The organism is Paenibacillus lautus NBRC 15380 (genome assembly GCF_004000945.1).
GTDB lineage: Bacteria > Bacillota > Bacilli > Paenibacillales > Paenibacillaceae > Paenibacillus_AQ > Paenibacillus_AQ lautus.
Window position 1 is genome coordinate 13737 of the sequence record NZ_BIMF01000011.1, and the last position, 16225, is coordinate 29961.

Below are 16225 nucleotides of genomic sequence, written 5' to 3' on the forward strand. Positions count from 1 at the left end.
TTTTTATGCGAAAGTATGAAATTCCTGCTTAGATCTATCGCTTTAAAGGATTGATGAATGATTTCGACCCACTTATAATATGGGTACATTCAATCCTCCCAGAATTTTGAAAGGAGATTTGCAGTGCTGCCCTATTCCAGCCCTAATCATGATTTTGCCTTTGAACAATCTGTAATCGGAATGGCAATGGTATCGCTTGAAGGAACGATTCTCAAGGTCAATTCGGCACTATGTGATCTATTGGGATACACACAGCAGGAGTTAACTGCCGGGGCGCCGCAAGAAGAAAACAGCTTCCGCGAGTTACTGAATCGAGTGGTTCAGAACGCAAGAGCTGCGCATGGCCTTCAGCAATCCGTAACCCCGTTTGAATATGCTTATCGCCATCCGTCCGATCGCGAGTTATACCTTCATGCACGTTGCAGCGTTGAGCAGGATCCGGAGCGGGGTCCCAAGGGATATTTGGTACAATTCGAGGATCGAACGCTGCTGAGACAGCTCATGAAACAGCTGGAGCAGAAGGAAGAGAAGCTCAACGAGAAGGAACATTCTTTTCTGCAGCTGCTGGAAGGACTTCCCCTCTCCGTACTCATCACAAAAAAAGGCATTGTCCACTATGTTAATCCTGCCGGGCTCAGACTTGTTAACGCTACGCATCCCCGTGACGTCCTTGGAATTTCAACCGATGTGATCGTCGACGCATCGTACCATAACGCATTGATGAAACGCAGGGCAAAATATGCGGAGAGCGGAGAGATCGGAAGCGTCGATTATTTGATACGCTGTCTGGACGGGCAAGAGAAAATGGTCAACGGGTTCACGTTCATCATCAATTATGATGGCGAGAAAGCAGCGGTCGGGATCTTCAGAGATATCACAGAACAGCAGATGGAAGAGGATCGCGTGATGCAATCCGAGAAGCTGACCACCGCCGGTCAGTTGGCCGCCGGCATTGCCCATGAAATTCGAAATCCATTAACTTCGATTAATGGATTCGTGAAGTTGCTGCGATCAGCGGAACGCAGCAACGAGCTCTATTTTGAAATCATTGAATCGGAGCTCAAACGCATCGAGCTCATTGTCAATGAACTTCTGGTACTTTCGAAACCGCAGGGCGTTCACGTCAGCGGACCCATCGACGTGTATGCCATTATGGAACAGATCATTACGCTTATGAAGGTTCAAGCAGCCCTCAAAAATATCGAGATCATCCCTCATTATCCGAGGGTACCGGTCTTCGTCCAGGGTGAAGTCAACCAGCTCAAGCAAGTATTCATCAATCTGCTGAAAAATGCCATGGAAGCGATGAATCAAGGCGGCACCATTACCCTGGACATTCTGCACAACGCTCAAGAGGTTCAAATTATCGTGCAGGATGAAGGGGTTGGAATGACGCAGGAGCAAATCCAATCCCTGGGGCAGCCTTTTGTTACAACCAAAGACACCGGGACGGGACTCGGACTGATGATTACCAAGAACATTATTCATAATCATGGCGGAACGATGAACGTAGAGAGCATACCTGATCATGGGACAACCTTTACGATCCATTTACCGGCTTTATAACGCATACATATTATCGGAGGCAAAGGCATGGACAATCAGGAACCAAAAACACATAAACAATTTGCGATGGACTGCTTCAATCAAGTATGGGATATCTTGGAGAACAAACAGCGTACACCGGAAGACGAAGAAAACATGATTCACATATGTCACAGCTCCTTCTGGCACTGGACACAGGTTGAAGATCATACTCAGCGCAACCTTTCCATTGGATATTGGCAGCTCTCCAGAGTGTATGCGGTAGTGGGGCAAGGCGATCAAGCACTGCGTTATGCCAAGCGCTGCGTCATTGTCGGATCCTCGGCAAGCCTCGAGCCATTCTATATAGGTTACGGGTATGAAGCGGAAGCCCGAGCCTATCTGGTCCTGGGAAACAAGGAGCAAGCTATGGCGTCCAAAGAAAACGCGATAAGGTATCTCGATAAGGTCACCGACAAGGAGAGCCATCAGATGCTTGCGAACGATCTCCAGAATCTGTAATCGGACACGGCCTTCCTCTGGGCAGACCCTTTATCGGAATGGTGCAACCAATTGATAACCGATATAATAAAAGACTTCTCTGATTAAAAAAGGGACTTTGCTTCTCAGGCTCTGGTACGCGCCCCGGGATGCGGGTGAAGGATTGGCTTTAAGCCCCATATCTTCTGCCATCATCATCGCCCGTTTCATATGCAGCGGGTCACTTACGATGAGATAGGAGGACAGCCCTGCTGTATCCCCTATCTCATTGGCATAATGCAGATTCTGCTCGGTGATCGTCGAAGTCGTCTCGACAAGGATATCGCTCTCTGGAACACCGTGCTCGATGGCATACTGCTTAGCAACTACCGATTCGGCAAGTTTATCCTCCGAACTTCGTCCCCCGGTAAATATCAACTTGTCTACGTACTGACGGTCATACAACCATAGTGCATGATCGATGCGGCCCTGAAAAACAGGCGAAGGCTCCCCCTCCCATACAGCAGCCCCCAGCACTATGGCTGCATCAGACGGGATATTTACTGTTCTTTGCGCGTAGTTCCAAATGGTGATGCTCACATATAGCGTATAAATTAGCAGGATTCCAATGAGTCCCGCCAAGACTTGTATCACGGTACGCTTTCTTCTGCCACGAGCTTCCCTTGCCGGCATATTTCGCGTCATGCTGCACCTCCAGCGCCCAATCTTAAATCTGTTTTGCGCATCCATTCTATCATTTTTAGCAAAGAAAGCCTGCTGCTCCTTTATTGAGCGTCAGGCTTCATATGTACGTTCGGGACTTTCATTTTTCAGCTTCAGGATGAAGGTCCCGCCACCTTCATCAACTTCCCTTAATTCAAAGATTTCAGAAAAAATAAAACCCAATGCATCTCATTGTTATAAGAGATACATTGGGCACAGCATATTATAACAACAAAACTATGAAATTGTACGCCATTCAGACTTCAGCATCGCATAGAAATACTCATCCCACCAAATATCTCCACGAGGGATACACTGTTGGAAATAGCCTTCTCTCCTCATGCCCAGCTTCTCCATCACCCGGTACGAAGGTGCATTCTCAGGCTGGCATGTCGCAATGATCCGATGCAACCCTAATACCTCGAAACCGTGCTGAAGCAAAGCTCTGGCGGCTTCCGTGGCGTACCCCCTACGGTGATAGGTCGAATTAAACACCCAGCCGATTTCATACGTATGTTCACCGAACCATGGATGAAACACCATGTGACCAATCACATGCTGTTCTGCCTGCAGCATAACCGCATAGTGATGGGCTGCATCCCCCTTGTTCTGCGCAAGAAATTGTTTTACTGTTTCTTCCGTATACACAGGTTCGGGCATGTAATGCATCACCTTAGGATCGGATGTATATTGAAGAACATCATGCCAATCACCTGGTTGAAACTCACGAATCATTAATCTTTCTGTAACGATATCCATTTGCCTGACTCCTCTTCAAGTTGTATTCAAGTGTTCTCTTCACGCCGCACACTTCAATACAGAGGCAAATGCGATTCGCCGTATATACAGATCTAACTTGATAACGCCGGGTCACCCTCTTTCACTTTACAGCCTACTCCAAATATATTCGCCATAAAGTACGAGAGTCCTTCATCATATGTCAAATTTCTGGATATTTTGGCTGAGAATCGATTTCATTTTATCAAAATGCATGCCTTCATGATATAAACAAAAGCTTAAAAATTCTTCAACCCGGGTTAGCTTTAAACCTTTGGAAGTTGTATAGGGAGATAAGACCGTATCGTGCAGATGCGCCCTGTACCTGTGTTCGATTCGATGGACCTGACCCTCAAGCAGTCCGAGTAGCTCGTGCATGGATGGCCATGCTGCGCTAATCTCCCTTGGCTTAGAACCCGATCGGAACAGCTCGGTATAATGACCGGGAAGGTTCATGGTTTCTCCATTCACGCCGAACGCAAACCGTTCCATTGTGAATAAGACATGTCCCATATTCCACTTTACGTGGTTATTCATTCCACTCGGAATCATCTCCGCTATATCATCCGGGACATCCCTTACAAGATTCAAGGTTTGTGTACGCACAAATTCCAAATGTTCAAACAGGTATGCACTCATGTAGCCCACTCCTTCTCAACTTTATTCAGCGTCCGCTTGAACCGAGTGTACTCCAAATGCTGATAAATAAATAATACGGTTTTCACTCCGTTTCATAAAAAAAATGGATGAATCAAAGGCAAGCCTTCATCATCCATGGATGTACTGGTTTTTTTCGCGGATATCCGCTTGAATATAGGAAATAAAAGAATGGACTTGCGCGAGTCCCGCTTCTTGTCTTTTGGTGCATATCCGAATAGGGTGCGGGAAAGTTACGCCTGTCACTTCAACCTTGCCAAGTTCGCCCGAAGCCAGTTCTTTCTTAATAGAAAGCGCAGGAACTAGTGCAACCCCGTATCCCGCTTTAACCGCTTCAATGGATTCCTTCAACCCCTCTATCGTTATGGAACAGCGAGGCTCGCGTGCATCCGAGGCCTCAATCAGCGACGATAACTGTTTCCGCGTATAACTTCCTTCTTCCCTCAGTATAAAGGGCTCCTCCATAAGCTCGAGGAAAGTCACTTCTCTGTTAGCTAGTCGATGTAGGGCAGGTACGGCAAAAATTAATTCATCTTCCATAATCGTAAAAAACTCAATATCTTCCGCTTCGATCGGCCAGCTGCCGCATACGATGGAGATATGCACCGAATCGTCCTGTAACCGCTGCAGTGCGGTTCGGGAATTTCCTTTAAACAGCTGCACATCCATCCTTGGATGCCGCTGCTTATATTCAACCAGCCACCCGGGCAGCAAAGTGCTCTCCGGCAGCTCCGTCGCACATATGCGCAAACTTCCCTGCTGACCGGATTTGATGGCCTCCATCATCTCTTCCATCTCGGCTTCCATCGCAAATAAGCGCTGGGAATGCCTGGCCAACGCTATACCAGCTTCCGTCAATTGAATATTGCGTCCGTTAGCCTCAATCAATTTCATACCGAGCTCCCGCTCCAGATTGCGGATTTGGGCCGTAACGGCTGGTTGACTTAACAGCAGATTGCCCGCGGATCTCGTAATGCTCCCTGTCTTGGACACATCATTAAAAATGCGTAGTGCATGAAGATTCATAGGTCATCCCTCAATTCTTGAACTATTCACGCAAGATGAAGTTGTTGTCATCATTTAGATCGTTTATATCCTAAATGAAGCTTATTGTAAACTGCAGAATCTTATTTATTACACATTAATGTAATGATGGAATGTTTATCGTTGATTCAATTCGTCCAATAGCTGAAGCAGCGTTTCTTCCTTCACAGGATCCGTCTTCATGATTTTTCATGGTGCTGCAACCTTTTATCCTATCTCCCGTCTATAGTGGTGCAGCAAGTACATTTTACCAATTCATCATACGGCTTGGCTGTATCCTGGCGTTCTAGGATAATTTACATTTGGAGGATACCTACCATGAAAAAAATCTACAAAGTACTAGCAACCGCTACGGTTCTCGCGATGGCGGCACTGCCGATAGCAGCGAATGCACAGGACGTCCCTCCTGCTTCAGCCCATACGGGACAGAACAACATCATGAACCAGGTGAAGAAGAGCGTACCTGGGACCATGGGTTACATAACAGACTTCTTAAATGACAAAACAGGCAAATGGATTACCGTAACCGGCCGTGGCTTAGCGGCAACCGATCAACAAGAAATCAAGCTCTCCATATCCAAAGATACTAAAATTATCGATGCCAAAGGGAACCAAGTCCAGCTGCAAACGATCGTGGATAAACACAAAGCGATAAAAGCTTTCTACAGCCCAAACATAACGAAGAGCCTACCCGCTCAAGGTTCGGCGCTTACGATCATCGTTCAGGATAACGACCTTGCCGGTATGGATGGAACCATCTCTGAGGTAACCAAACAAGGCATTCTGGTGGAGGGAATCAATCTGTACAACGACAGTGAAGAGACCATTCTGCTTCATCTGGATCCAAAAGCGAAAATCATCGATCAAAACGGCAGCACGCTGAAAGCAAGTGACCTGAAAGCCGGCATGAGCATTCGCGCTTTCTATGGACCTTATGTGGCGTTGAGCATGCCGCCTCAATCATCAACGAATTATATACGGGTCAACATGAATACCGAGAATAACGATCAGGAGCAGGTATCCGGCATTAACGGCATCCTTACAGAAATGAAGGATGGAAGAATTACGATTTCCGGTAAACCAGCTAAAGCAGGTGACCTTGAATACGTCGTGCTCGCTGTTGATGGCGACACAAAGATTGTAGATGCTGGAGGCAAATCATTAACAGCCGAAGCCTTGAAATCAGGTCTGCGAATCGAAGCTGAATACGTGTCCGTGATTTACCCTGCCCTGCCGCATGCAGATAAGATTGTGGTCTCCGACACCACAGCGCCCAAAGTCGAAGGTACGATAACTGCATCCGAACGCACATCAAAGGATCAACTGCATATCAATGTAGGTTCAGATCAATCCACGGACAACGACATCATCATCAACATCTCCAGGATACACAAGTGATTGGACTGAATCCCGACGAGAAGCTGGAACCCGGCATGAAAATCGTGGTCTTCCACTCCCCGATCATGACCATGTCCATACCAGCATTCACTTCTGCCGAAGTGATTATGGTTCAAGCTGACAAATAAGCTGCTTTTCCTGGTCGTTTGCCTGAGCTAAAATTAATCGCTAAAAAACAAAAACCATCGTACTCAGGATTCCTGAATACGATGGTTTTTTTAATGAATTAAGATATCAATCGTTACGGACTATTCCTCAAATTCCACGTTGTGATACACCTGCTGAACATCCTCGAGGTCTTCCAGTGCATCGATCAGCTTCTCGAAAAGTACCTGTCCTTCTTCCGGTAAGGTGACAAAATTCTGAGCCAGCATGGTAAGCTCGGCAACGGTAAATTCCGTAATTCCAGCGGCTTTGAATGCTTCCTGAACCGCATGGAACTGGTCGGGTTCAGCATAGACGATCACAGCTTCTTCCTCTTCCAGGATGTCACGTACATCCAGGTCGGCTTCAAGCAGCAGATCCATGACTTCCTCAGCCGACTTGCCTTCGACGCCGATGACAGCGGTTGGATCAAACATATAAGATACCGAACCACTGACGCCCATATTACCGCCGTTCTTATTAAAGGCAGAACGTACAGCAGGCGCGGTACGATTGACGTTGTTGGTTAAAGCGTCAACAATGATCATCGAACCATTCGGACCAAAACCTTCATAGCGCAGCTCTTCATAATTCTCATCCCCGCTGCCTTTGGCTTTATCCAAGGCGCGGTCAATAATGGCTTTCGGCACGTTGTATGTTTTGGCACGCTCAAGAACAACCTTCAGCGCACGGTTGGACTCGGGATCCGGCTCGCCTTTTTTGGCAGCAACATAGATTTCCACACCGAATTTCGCGTATACGCGACTTGTATTAGCATCCTTGGATGCTTTCTTTTCCTTAATATTATTCCATTTACGGCCCATACGTTTCCGCTCTCTTTCATCATTGAATCTGTAGCCGGTATTCAATAAATACCCCTGTCCATTATATCTCTATTAAGTCCCTTGAACAAGGTTAAGAGCGTAGATCCGTTAAATAGACACATGCCCTTAATAATCAATCAGGGCTGATCGCCGACTAGTAAGATCACCTTTCCCCTGCCATGACCTGTTTCAATAAGGCGATGCGCTTCCGGCGCCTCGTGCAGCGTATACACCTCTCGAATATGAATTCGAATGTAACCCTTCATATACAAATCCACCAGCTCCTTCTTTTTTGCGACATAAAACTAGACGAGATAAAAAAACAATTGAAATTTTGTAGACAAAATTATATTATGTCTATGTATTAAACAACGAAATGCGCATTCGCTTGTTTTGTACGATATCCGATCTGTTATGTACAGATCCCGAAAGGAGACACCTTATTTTGCTTAACAATCCCTATGTTCGAACGATTGTCTTGTCACGCGTTCTCTTGAATCTTGGCATTTGGGTTCGTAACTTTGCCATTCTGCTATACGTTACCGACATGACAGGCAACAACCCTGTGTATGTGTCCCTCATATCCGTCGTTGAATTTGCACCCATTTTCTTGTTCGCCTTCATCGGCGGTACTTTCGCGGACCGCTGGCGACCTAAGCGTACCATGGTCAGCTCTGATGTTTTGTCTGCGGTATCGGTATTTCTCGTGTTGATCGCCGTTCATAACGGATCTTGGCAGGCATTGCTGGTACTCACATTTTTCTCAGCCGTTATGTCACAATTCTCTCAGCCCTCAGCGATGAAGCTGTTCAAACAGCATGTACCCGCTGATCAGCTGCAATCCGTGATGGCCATGTTTCAATCCATGGTTGCCTTCTTTACAGTCATCGGCCCGATCGCAGGTGCATTTGTATATCAAAAGTTCGGCATTGAAACATCGCTGATCGCAACAGGCGTGTTATTCTTGGGTTCTGGATTGATCCTGATTTTGCTGCCCCGTGATTTGCAGAAAGAGACACAATCCCAGCAGCAGAACCTGAAACAAGAGCTTATCGAAGGCCTTCGCTATGTATGGAATAATCAAGCGCTCCGAACACTTGGTGCGACCTTCGCCGCGGCTGGCTTGGCAGCGGGACTTATTCAGCCGCTCGCGATATTTGTGACGATTGAGAACCTCGGTCAGGATAAGTCATTTTTGCAATGGCTGTTAACGGTCAATGGGGCGGCGATGCTCGTCGGAGGAGGCTTCGTCATAGCATTTGCCAAGATAATAACCCCTCAAACCTTGCTAGCTCTCGGTCTCACCGTTAGTGCTATCGGGAACGTCGGTATCGGCTGGTCAACCAGCATCATCTTTACGATGCTGCTTCTAGTGCTTAACGGATTCTTTTATCCCACCATCCACATTGGAATCAACACCTTGATCCTAAACCATACGGAGGGGCCATACATTGGTCGGGTGGGCGGCACCCTAACCCCGATTTTTATGGGAATGATGGTGCTGGGCATGTCGCTGGGGGGATTGCTCAAAGACCAGCTGTCCCTGTTCACCGTTTATACGGTCAGCTCCCTCTTGTTCCTGACAGGTTCGGCGATGCTGATCCCATTGTTTAAAAAGAAAACGAGCAAAGCCGCCGTATTGGAGCAATGAACAACAAAATAAACCGGAGCTCTCCTCAAGAGAAACTCCGGTTTGTTTTGTACCGAGTATCATTATGCGTGAAATTGTTGTCCGTCCAATACTTCCTTCACGTAGCCGGCGCGAATGACAAAGTCACCGAAATGCTCGCCTTGTTCGCGTTCTTGTGCATATTGCTTCATGATCGGACGAAGGGAATCCAAAATCTCGGCCTCACCGATGTTTTCCTTATAAAGCTTGTTAAGCCGGTGACCGGAGAAGCCTCCACCCAGGTACATATTATATTTGCCAGGCGCCTTTCCGATAAATGCGATTTCGGCCAGCATCGGTCTGGCACATCCATTCGGGCACCCGGTCATTCGAATGACGATATCCTCTTCGCGAAGTCCGTTCTCTTCCAGAATGACATCGATTTTATCCAATAATGTCGGCAGATATCGCTCAGATTCTGCCATCGCCAATCCACAGGTCGGTAGGGCTACACATGCCATGGAATTTTTTCTCAGGGCAGAATAATGATTACCGTCCGTAAGCCCGTAACGCTTGATGAGTTCTTCAATCTTTTTCTTCTTGTGGCTGCTGACATTGGCAACGATCAGATTCTGATTGGCCGTCAGACGAAAATCTCCATTATGAACTTGAGCGATTTCGCGCAGGCCAGTCATCAGCAGGTAATCGGCTTCGTCTTTCACACGCCCGTTCTGGATGAACAGTGTAAAATGCCATTTGCCGTTGCTCCCTTTTACCCAGCCGTACCGATCGCCGTTATGGTCGAAATGGAACGGCTTTGCCTCCTCCAGCTTCCATCCCAGACGACTGGTGAGCTCGTTGACAAACCAGTCAATCCCACGGTCATCAATCGTATATTTGAAACGAGCATGCTTGCGCACCGCACGGTCTCCGTAATCACGTTGAATCATCACCGTCTTCTCGGCCAAATCAACGATCTGCTCGGGTTTGCAGAAACCAATGACTTTTGCCACTTGAGGATAGGTCAACGTATCACCGTGCGTCATCCCCATACCACCGCCTACAGAGACGTTAAAACCTTTCAATTCGCCGTCCTCAATGATCGCAATGAAGCCAAGGTCTTGGGAAAATACATCAATATCATTGGAAGGCGGCACGGCCATCCCAATCTTGAATTTCCGCGGCAGGTACACCGGACCGTAGATCGGCTCCTGTTCCTCCCCATCCTGCAGGCTGTCTACGATCTTCTCGCCGTCCAGCCAAATCTCATGATACGCACGCGTCCGCGGATCGAGATGACTGCTAAGCATGCGTGCCCATTCGTATACCTCCGAATGAATTTCCGATTGATAAGGGTTCGGATTGCACATCACGTTACGATTCACGTCGCCGCAAGCAGCCAATGTGCTAAGCATGGCTTCATTAACTTCCTGAATGGTGCTCTTCATATTCCACTTCAATACACCGTGAAGCTGGAAAGACTGACGCGTTGTCAATCGAATCGTCCCGTTTGCATACTTCTGGGCTACGCGGTCCATCATCAGCCATTGCTCCGGCGTCACGACCCCGCCCGCGGCCCGAACACGAAGCATGAACTGGTATGCAGGCTCCAGCTTTTGCTTGTGTCGTTCGTTACGCAAATCCCGGTCATCCTGCATATAACTGCCGTGGAATTTCATCAGCCGGTTATCGTCTTCGGGAATCGATGCCGTAATGCGATCCTCTAACGTCTCTACAAGACTGCCCCGCAGATAATTGCTTCGACGCTTGATGTCCTCGACATCGCTATGCGGCGCACTATTTGGTGATACAAGGTTATTATCAGACATGTTTCTTTTCTCCTCTCGAAAACCACAGGGATGATCTTAATACACATCCCGCTGATAACGTTTCTGTTGCTGCATGAGCGTCAGATATTCCGCAGCTTCTTCCGGACTCATGCCGCCCTCTTGCTCGAGAATGGACCCGAGTGCGGAATGCACGTCATGAGCCATCTTCTTCTCATCGCCGCAGACATATACGCAAGCCCCTTCTTGGAGCCACTGATATAGATCCTTGCTCTTCTCCAGCATTCGGTGCTGTACGTACACTTTTTTGTCCGTATCCCGAGAGAAAGCAACATCCATGCGCGTCAGTACTCCATCCTTCAACCAACGCTGCCATTCAATCTGGTAGAGGAAGTCCGTCGAGAAATGCTGATCTCCGTAGAACAACCATGATTTCCCTTCTGCCCCCGTCTCTTCCCGTTCCCCCAGAAAGGCTCTGAAAGGTGCCACGCCTGTACCAGGTCCGATCATAATGATCGGGGTGTCCGGATTCTCGGGCAGCTTAAAGTTCGGGTTATGCTGAATGTATACCGGCAGCGAATCGCCAGCTTCCAGACGCTCTGCCAATTGTACGGAGCATACACCATAGCGGTGGCGGCCATGTGCTTCATAACGGACCGTCCGAACGGTAACGTGGACTTCATCGGGGAAGGCTTTGGAGCTGCTGGCAATCGAGTACAGTCTGGCAGGAATTTTGCGCAGTATGGATACAAATTCGCCTGCCGGCAATTGCTGCAGACCATAATCCTGTACCAGGTCGAGCAAATCCCGTTCTTCGATATAGGTGCGCAATTCCTGCTCATGACCTGGCTCCAGCAATGTTCGAAGTCCTTCATTCCCTGAGACCTTAACCACTTGCTCGATCAGAGGTTTCGTGAGAACCGTAATTTCGTAGTGACGGAGCAAAGCATCCCGAAGCGCTCGCGCTTCACCATGTTTATTAATGACGACCACTTCATCAGCATTCCATCCCATAGCAGCGATAAGATCATCCACAAGCTGCGGATGATTTTCCGGATAGATTCCTAAGCTATCGCCCGGCTCATACTGCAAATTCGATCCTTCAAGAGAAATTTCGATATGACGTGTTTCACGGTCGGATCCTCTTCCGTTCAAATTCAAATTCTCGAGGATTTCCGCTTGAAATGGATTGCTTCTTGAAAATTCCGATTCCGTACTATCGCTCAGGGCTACCGCACTCCCATTTTCAACAACGAGTGATCCCGTTCCAGCCTCATTCAACGATAGAAGAACCTGGTTCATCCATTCAGCAGCCGACTCATCAAAGTCTACATCGCAGTCAACTCTTGGTGTCAGCCGCTTGCCGCCCAATTCCTCAAGCCGCTTGTCGAAATCTTTACCCGTTTGGCAAAAAAATTCATACGAGGTATCCCCCAGCGCCAGTACGGAATATTGAAGATGGTCTACCTGAGGTGCCCGCTTGCTGTGCAGAAATTCATAGAATGGTATGGCGTTATCCGGCGGTTCGCCCTCTCCATGCGTACTGACGATAATAAGGAGATTCTGTAACTTTTTCAGGTTGTTCGGTTTAAAATCGCTCATAGAAGACATTGTGACCTGCAGGCCAACCTCTTCCAGCTTCTTCGATAACTTTTTCGATAATCCATGACCATTGCCTGTCTGGGATCCGTACAGGACTGTGACTTCTTTAGCAGCCGTTGCCACCGGTGCCGATACAGCGGCTGACGTGTTCGCTTGTGTTACAGCCGCGACTGCTGCTGCGGCTGCCGTTCCCTGCAATGCAGCGATATATCCGCTAAGCCAGGTCCGCTGGGATTCCGTCAAAGTGGGCAGAAGGCGATTCAGCAGTTCCACCTGTTCCTGATTAAAAGGACTGTTCATAACTTGAAGTTCCAACAATATCCACCTCTCAAAAGCGCACATTATTAATTCCTACTATTACGATACAATTAATTTTATTACTCCTCTGAACCTATCACAGCTTACCTAGACCGGTCAATTACAATGTTCTTATAGCATTTATCAGTTTTACTAATAAATCGATTTTTCTGGTTTAACTATAGGAGAAACCCAGCCTGCTTTAGAGAATATCGGTATCACCGAATGGTAATGATACCAATGATAAGGAGGAAGATGTCGGATGCAAAATCAGGATTGCAATTTTACGCCGCTGAAAAACAAATTGAAGGAACAGCTCACGGATATCACGAGACAATTGCAGCATATCATCGTCAATTTGGACCAGGACAGTTCATGTCTGCTGGGCGAGCTGGATCTTGTCAGAACTAAATTTTTGGAAGCTGAATCGATTTCATCAACGTATTATCTCAATTGTTTTCTCTTCCCCTTCACCAGCAAATATCAAGAAATCGCTAAATCCATATATCATCTCAGTCAAAAAAATCTGGGTGCATTAATTGTGATTCAACGGGAAGACGGCCTGGATTCGTTAATAACGCCCGGCATTCCCTTGTCCGCAGAAATCACAAGCCCCCTGCTTGAATCCATATTCGTTCCAGGGAGCCCGCTTCACGACGGAGCTGTGCTCGTACGCAAAGAGATGATTATTTCTGCCGCGAACGTGCTGCCTTTAACAGCCAAAACCTACGGGGATCGCAAGCTCGGAACCCGTCATCGTGCAGCCATTGGCCTGTCGGAAATCAGCGATGCCCTGGTACTCGTTGTATCGGAGGAGACGGGTAAAACCTCCTTCTGCATGAAGGGCACTCTTTATCCTTTATCGATAAGCAGCCCCTAGTATTTGCTGTTGATTCGTACAGCCTCCTAGATAGCAAATGATGAGAAACCTTCCCAGAAGGCTTATGCTATCGTTGTCCTATAAAGACAAGGAAGGTGATTATCGATGAATTCATTTAAAGAAGGGACCGAAGCGTTTTCCCCAAGAAAAGTAATCTATTCCATGATGGTATCGCTTGACGGTTTCATCGAAACCGAGGATCATCTTATCGATTGGTCCACGCCCGATGAGGAGCTGCACCGATACTTTAATGAGGCGGAGAACGAAATCGATATTCATTTATACGGCCGGCGCCTCTACACCAATATGGCATCGTATTGGCCAACCGCAGATCTTAATCCGGAGGCACCCGACTACGAAATTGAATATGCTCGAAGATGGAAGAATCGAAAGAAAATTGTTTTTTCCACAACGCTTGATCATGTGGATTGGAATTCTACTTTAATCAGGGGTAATATTAAAGAGTTCATGGAGGAGCTGAAGCTCCAGCCTGGCCTGCACATGGATCTCGGGGGAGCCGGAATCGCTGCATCCTTCATGGAGCAAGATTTAATTGATGAATACCGTCTTTATATCCATCCGATTGTTCTGGGAGGCGGCACGCCGATGTTCCATTCTCTCCGCAACCGGATTCATCTTCAGCTTGTTGAATCTCGAACCTTTGGTTCGGGTGTTGTCCTCCTTCGATATCAACCGAAACCGTCATAACGAATTAGACCAAACCATGCAAAAAAGAGCCACAGATCCTGTGGCTCTTCTTCATTAATCCATCGAAAGATAGCTAATTATGCAAACGTATAGGTCCAGAAACGTTCCGTTCCGAAGCGCTGCTCCACTTCCTTGGCTTTCATCTGTTTCTTGCCCAGCAGCTCTGCGGCCTGGAATTGAGAGCGATGGGCTTGAATGGAGTTCAGCTTCTGTACCATAAACATGGATACATCTTGATAAACATCCGGTTTACCCAATTCTTGCTCACAATTGTTGGAGAACGCCAGACATTGAACGACAGGTCTATCACCGGCCGGCATCCGCTGAATCGTCCGGATTACGGCTGCGCCCGTTGCGTCATGGTCAGGGTGAACGCTATATCCAGGGTAGAACGTGAACACCAGCGATGGCTTTTTCTCCTGAAGCAGAGAGGCGATCGCGCTATCCAGCTTATTTTGATCCTCGAATTCAATCGTTTTATCATGGAAACCAAGCAATCTCAAATCCTGTATGCCTATCGCTTTGCAGGATTCCTCCAGCTCTGCTTTGCGAATGGTCGGTAATGTGATACGGTTCGCAAACGGAGGAATGCCCATATTGCGGCCCATCTCCCCAAGCGTTAAGCAGGCATAGGTAACATGAGCGCCTTCCATAATATATTTAGCCAACGTTCCGGATAAACCAAATGCTTCATCATCCGGGTGCGGCAATACGACCAGTATGTTTTGCTCCATCAATCCTCGTCTCCTCTCTCTATTAAAAAGGCTCCCGGCTCAGCTGCAAAGCGACAACCAGTTTACCCTGACTGTCATGCCCCGCCATGATCAGCCGATCTGTATCAGTCTGTTCGAAGTGGGTAAGTCCTTCCGTATACACCCAGCCTTGGCTCATTTTCAATCCAACCCGATAGGGTCCATTGCCGGATATCGAACCGTGGCTGTAACGAATCGTTGCATTTGTAATAAAGTTAGCCGCGGGGTGCTTCGAGCTGTCATAATGGGCAGCGTAAGCGCCTGTCGTCATCTCAAGATGAATATATAAATCCTGATCCTTCAATTTATCAATCATTTGTTGTACTTCAGTTTGATTTATGAGTTCCATAATTCCCTCCAATATAAAGAATCACAACATGTAAGAAGTCGATATGATAATTCTATCATAATTTTAGAGCAGGACGAAATTACACGAACCCGATGAGCATATTAACTCACAGCAAAAAGAGAAGCGTATTCCGGCTGTGCTGCATAGGTTCTAAGGTCGTGCTCCGAAATAACCGTATAACCTTCCCTGCGGAGCAGAGCCGTAGTTACCCCATAACCTGCTATCTTCTCATTGGCAAATTCTCCGTTATAGATCATGGCACTGCCGCAAGAAGGACTGCTCTCTTTCAGTACGATCAGCAATGCTCCGAGCTCTTGTGCCACTCGAAGCGCTTGGTGGGCACCTTTTACATACATCTCGGTCACGTCTTTACCGGATAACTCAACCACTCTAGCTTTCCCTGCCAGTACATCATCGCCGTTTCCTCCAACGATCTCCGCAGGCTCCCGTGGAGTTGAGAATCCACCAAGCAGTTCGGGACATACGGTCACAGCTTTCTTCTCTTCAACCAGCTGCTGAATATTCGCATCCAAGCTGTCCGTAGCGTTATAACGAACCTTCAAACCGGCTAAACATGAGCTTACAACAATCACAGGGGCCACCTCAAATCTATCGTTCTTACTTACATACTGCAGACTACTGCCTAAGCCGTACGCCCTCATTCAAGTAT

The 16225-nt window shown here is 47.5% G+C and carries 18 protein-coding genes; 7 read left to right on the forward strand and 11 right to left on the reverse strand.

Annotation, left to right across the window (positions count from 1 at the left end; translation table 11 throughout):
• Positions 1–123 precede the first annotated feature (123 nt).
• The gene (locus PLA01S_RS18970) at positions 124–1566 is read left to right on the forward strand and encodes a PAS domain-containing sensor histidine kinase (protein WP_127593540.1); all 1443 of its coding nucleotides are present in this window, start codon (positions 124–126) and stop codon (positions 1564–1566) included.
• 27 nt (positions 1567–1593) lie between these two features.
• A complete protein-coding gene (locus PLA01S_RS18975; RefSeq protein ID WP_127593541.1) occupies positions 1594–2046 on the forward strand; it encodes a hypothetical protein in 453 nt (150 codons plus the stop codon).
• A gap of 30 nt (positions 2047–2076) precedes the next feature.
• Here PLA01S_RS18975 and PLA01S_RS18980 read toward each other — a convergent pair whose 3' ends face one another.
• The 4 genes from PLA01S_RS18980 to PLA01S_RS18995 all read right to left on the reverse strand — a co-directional run bounded on the left by PLA01S_RS18980 (position 2077) and on the right by PLA01S_RS18995 (position 5187).
• Complete coding sequence (locus PLA01S_RS18980; RefSeq protein WP_127593542.1) at positions 2077–2709, reverse strand: YdcF family protein; 633 nt, start codon at positions 2707–2709, stop codon at positions 2077–2079.
• A gap of 255 nt (positions 2710–2964) precedes the next feature.
• Positions 2965–3486: a GNAT family N-acetyltransferase gene (locus PLA01S_RS18985; RefSeq protein WP_127593543.1), complete on the reverse strand. Its 522-nt coding sequence runs from the start codon at positions 3484–3486 to the stop codon at positions 2965–2967.
• Between the two features lie 174 nt (positions 3487–3660).
• A complete protein-coding gene (locus tag PLA01S_RS18990; RefSeq protein WP_127593544.1) occupies positions 3661–4143 on the reverse strand; it encodes a DinB family protein in 483 nt (160 codons plus the stop codon).
• Between the two features lie 129 nt (positions 4144–4272).
• Entirely contained in the window at positions 4273–5187 is a 915-nt protein-coding gene (locus PLA01S_RS18995; RefSeq protein ID WP_127593545.1) for a LysR family transcriptional regulator, read from the reverse strand.
• 336 nt (positions 5188–5523) lie between these two features.
• Here PLA01S_RS18995 and PLA01S_RS19000 point away from each other — a divergent pair, with 336 nt between their 5' ends.
• Positions 5524–6603: a peptidase gene (locus PLA01S_RS19000; RefSeq protein ID WP_246059661.1), complete on the forward strand. Its 1080-nt coding sequence runs from the start codon at positions 5524–5526 to the stop codon at positions 6601–6603.
• Positions 6600–6731 (forward strand): hypothetical protein, encoded by a 132-nt coding sequence (locus PLA01S_RS32845; protein WP_272868155.1) that lies wholly within the window; start codon positions 6600–6602, stop codon positions 6729–6731. The genes PLA01S_RS19000 and PLA01S_RS32845 overlap by 4 nt, the downstream gene beginning before the upstream one ends.
• A 120-nt stretch (positions 6732–6851) precedes the next feature.
• Here PLA01S_RS32845 and PLA01S_RS19005 read toward each other — a convergent pair whose 3' ends face one another.
• Together PLA01S_RS19005 and PLA01S_RS19010 are read right to left on the reverse strand one after the other, a co-directional pair.
• Complete coding sequence (locus PLA01S_RS19005) at positions 6852–7571, reverse strand: YebC/PmpR family DNA-binding transcriptional regulator (protein WP_127593546.1); 720 nt, start codon at positions 7569–7571, stop codon at positions 6852–6854.
• A gap of 137 nt (positions 7572–7708) precedes the next feature.
• On the reverse strand, positions 7709–7849 hold the full coding sequence (locus PLA01S_RS19010; protein WP_272868156.1) for a zinc-binding dehydrogenase: 141 nt from the start codon (positions 7847–7849) through the stop codon (positions 7709–7711).
• 164 nt (positions 7850–8013) lie between these two features.
• Here PLA01S_RS19010 and PLA01S_RS19015 point away from each other — a divergent pair, with 164 nt between their 5' ends.
• Positions 8014–9222, forward strand: a complete 1209-nt coding sequence (locus PLA01S_RS19015) for an MFS transporter (RefSeq protein ID WP_246059689.1) — start codon at positions 8014–8016, stop codon at positions 9220–9222.
• A gap of 62 nt (positions 9223–9284) precedes the next feature.
• Here PLA01S_RS19015 and cysI read toward each other — a convergent pair whose 3' ends face one another.
• Complete coding sequence (gene cysI, locus PLA01S_RS19020; protein WP_127593549.1) at positions 9285–11009, reverse strand: assimilatory sulfite reductase (NADPH) hemoprotein subunit; 1725 nt, start codon at positions 11007–11009, stop codon at positions 9285–9287.
• Positions 11010–11045: 36 nt separating this feature from the next.
• Positions 11046–12884 (reverse strand): assimilatory sulfite reductase (NADPH) flavoprotein subunit, encoded by a 1839-nt coding sequence (locus PLA01S_RS19025; RefSeq protein WP_127593550.1) that lies wholly within the window; start codon positions 12882–12884, stop codon positions 11046–11048.
• Positions 12885–13128: 244 nt separating this feature from the next.
• Between PLA01S_RS19025 and cdaS the strand changes: the two genes are divergently transcribed.
• Entirely contained in the window at positions 13129–13746 is a 618-nt protein-coding gene (gene cdaS / locus PLA01S_RS19030; RefSeq protein ID WP_127593551.1) for a sporulation-specific diadenylate cyclase CdaS, read from the forward strand.
• A 105-nt stretch (positions 13747–13851) separates the two neighbouring features.
• On the forward strand, positions 13852–14454 hold the full coding sequence (locus tag PLA01S_RS19035; protein ID WP_127593552.1) for a dihydrofolate reductase family protein: 603 nt from the start codon (positions 13852–13854) through the stop codon (positions 14452–14454).
• A 77-nt stretch (positions 14455–14531) separates the two neighbouring features.
• Here PLA01S_RS19035 and bshB2 read toward each other — a convergent pair whose 3' ends face one another.
• From bshB2 to PLA01S_RS19050, 3 genes are all read right to left on the reverse strand, one after another.
• On the reverse strand, positions 14532–15188 hold the full coding sequence (bshB2, locus tag PLA01S_RS19040; protein ID WP_127593553.1) for a bacillithiol biosynthesis deacetylase BshB2: 657 nt from the start codon (positions 15186–15188) through the stop codon (positions 14532–14534).
• A gap of 22 nt (positions 15189–15210) precedes the next feature.
• A complete protein-coding gene (locus PLA01S_RS19045; protein ID WP_100537696.1) occupies positions 15211–15555 on the reverse strand; it encodes a YojF family protein in 345 nt (114 codons plus the stop codon).
• A 101-nt stretch (positions 15556–15656) separates the two neighbouring features.
• Complete coding sequence (locus tag PLA01S_RS19050) at positions 15657–16148, reverse strand: 2-thiouracil desulfurase family protein (RefSeq protein ID WP_127593554.1); 492 nt, start codon at positions 16146–16148, stop codon at positions 15657–15659.
• Between the last annotated feature and the right edge of the window lie 77 nt (positions 16149–16225).

Bases quoted from the DNA above. Each gene is read 5' to 3' on its own strand.
- PLA01S_RS18975 (WP_127593541.1), top strand. From the start codon at position 1,594: ATGGACAATCAGGAACCAAAAACACATAAACAATTTGCGATGGACTGC.
- PLA01S_RS18980 (WP_127593542.1), bottom strand. From the start codon at position 2,709: ATGACGCGAAATATGCCGGCAAGGGAAGCTCGTGGCAGAAGAAAGCGT.
- PLA01S_RS18985 (WP_127593543.1), bottom strand. From the start codon at position 3,486: ATGGATATCGTTACAGAAAGATTAATGATTCGTGAGTTTCAACCAGGT.
- PLA01S_RS18990 (WP_127593544.1), bottom strand. From the start codon at position 4,143: ATGAGTGCATACCTGTTTGAACATTTGGAATTTGTGCGTACACAAACC.
- PLA01S_RS18995 (WP_127593545.1), bottom strand. From the start codon at position 5,187: ATGAATCTTCATGCACTACGCATTTTTAATGATGTGTCCAAGACAGGG.
- PLA01S_RS19000 (WP_246059661.1), top strand. From the start codon at position 5,524: ATGAAAAAAATCTACAAAGTACTAGCAACCGCTACGGTTCTCGCGATG.
- PLA01S_RS19005 (WP_127593546.1), bottom strand. From the start codon at position 7,571: ATGGGCCGTAAATGGAATAATATTAAGGAAAAGAAAGCATCCAAGGAT.
- cysI (WP_127593549.1), bottom strand. From the start codon at position 11,009: ATGTCTGATAATAACCTTGTATCACCAAATAGTGCGCCGCATAGCGAT.
- cdaS (WP_127593551.1), top strand. From the start codon at position 13,129: ATGCAAAATCAGGATTGCAATTTTACGCCGCTGAAAAACAAATTGAAG.
- PLA01S_RS19035 (WP_127593552.1), top strand. From the start codon at position 13,852: ATGAATTCATTTAAAGAAGGGACCGAAGCGTTTTCCCCAAGAAAAGTA.
- bshB2 (WP_127593553.1), bottom strand. From the start codon at position 15,188: ATGGAGCAAAACATACTGGTCGTATTGCCGCACCCGGATGATGAAGCA.
- PLA01S_RS19045 (WP_100537696.1), bottom strand. From the start codon at position 15,555: ATGGAACTCATAAATCAAACTGAAGTACAACAAATGATTGATAAATTG.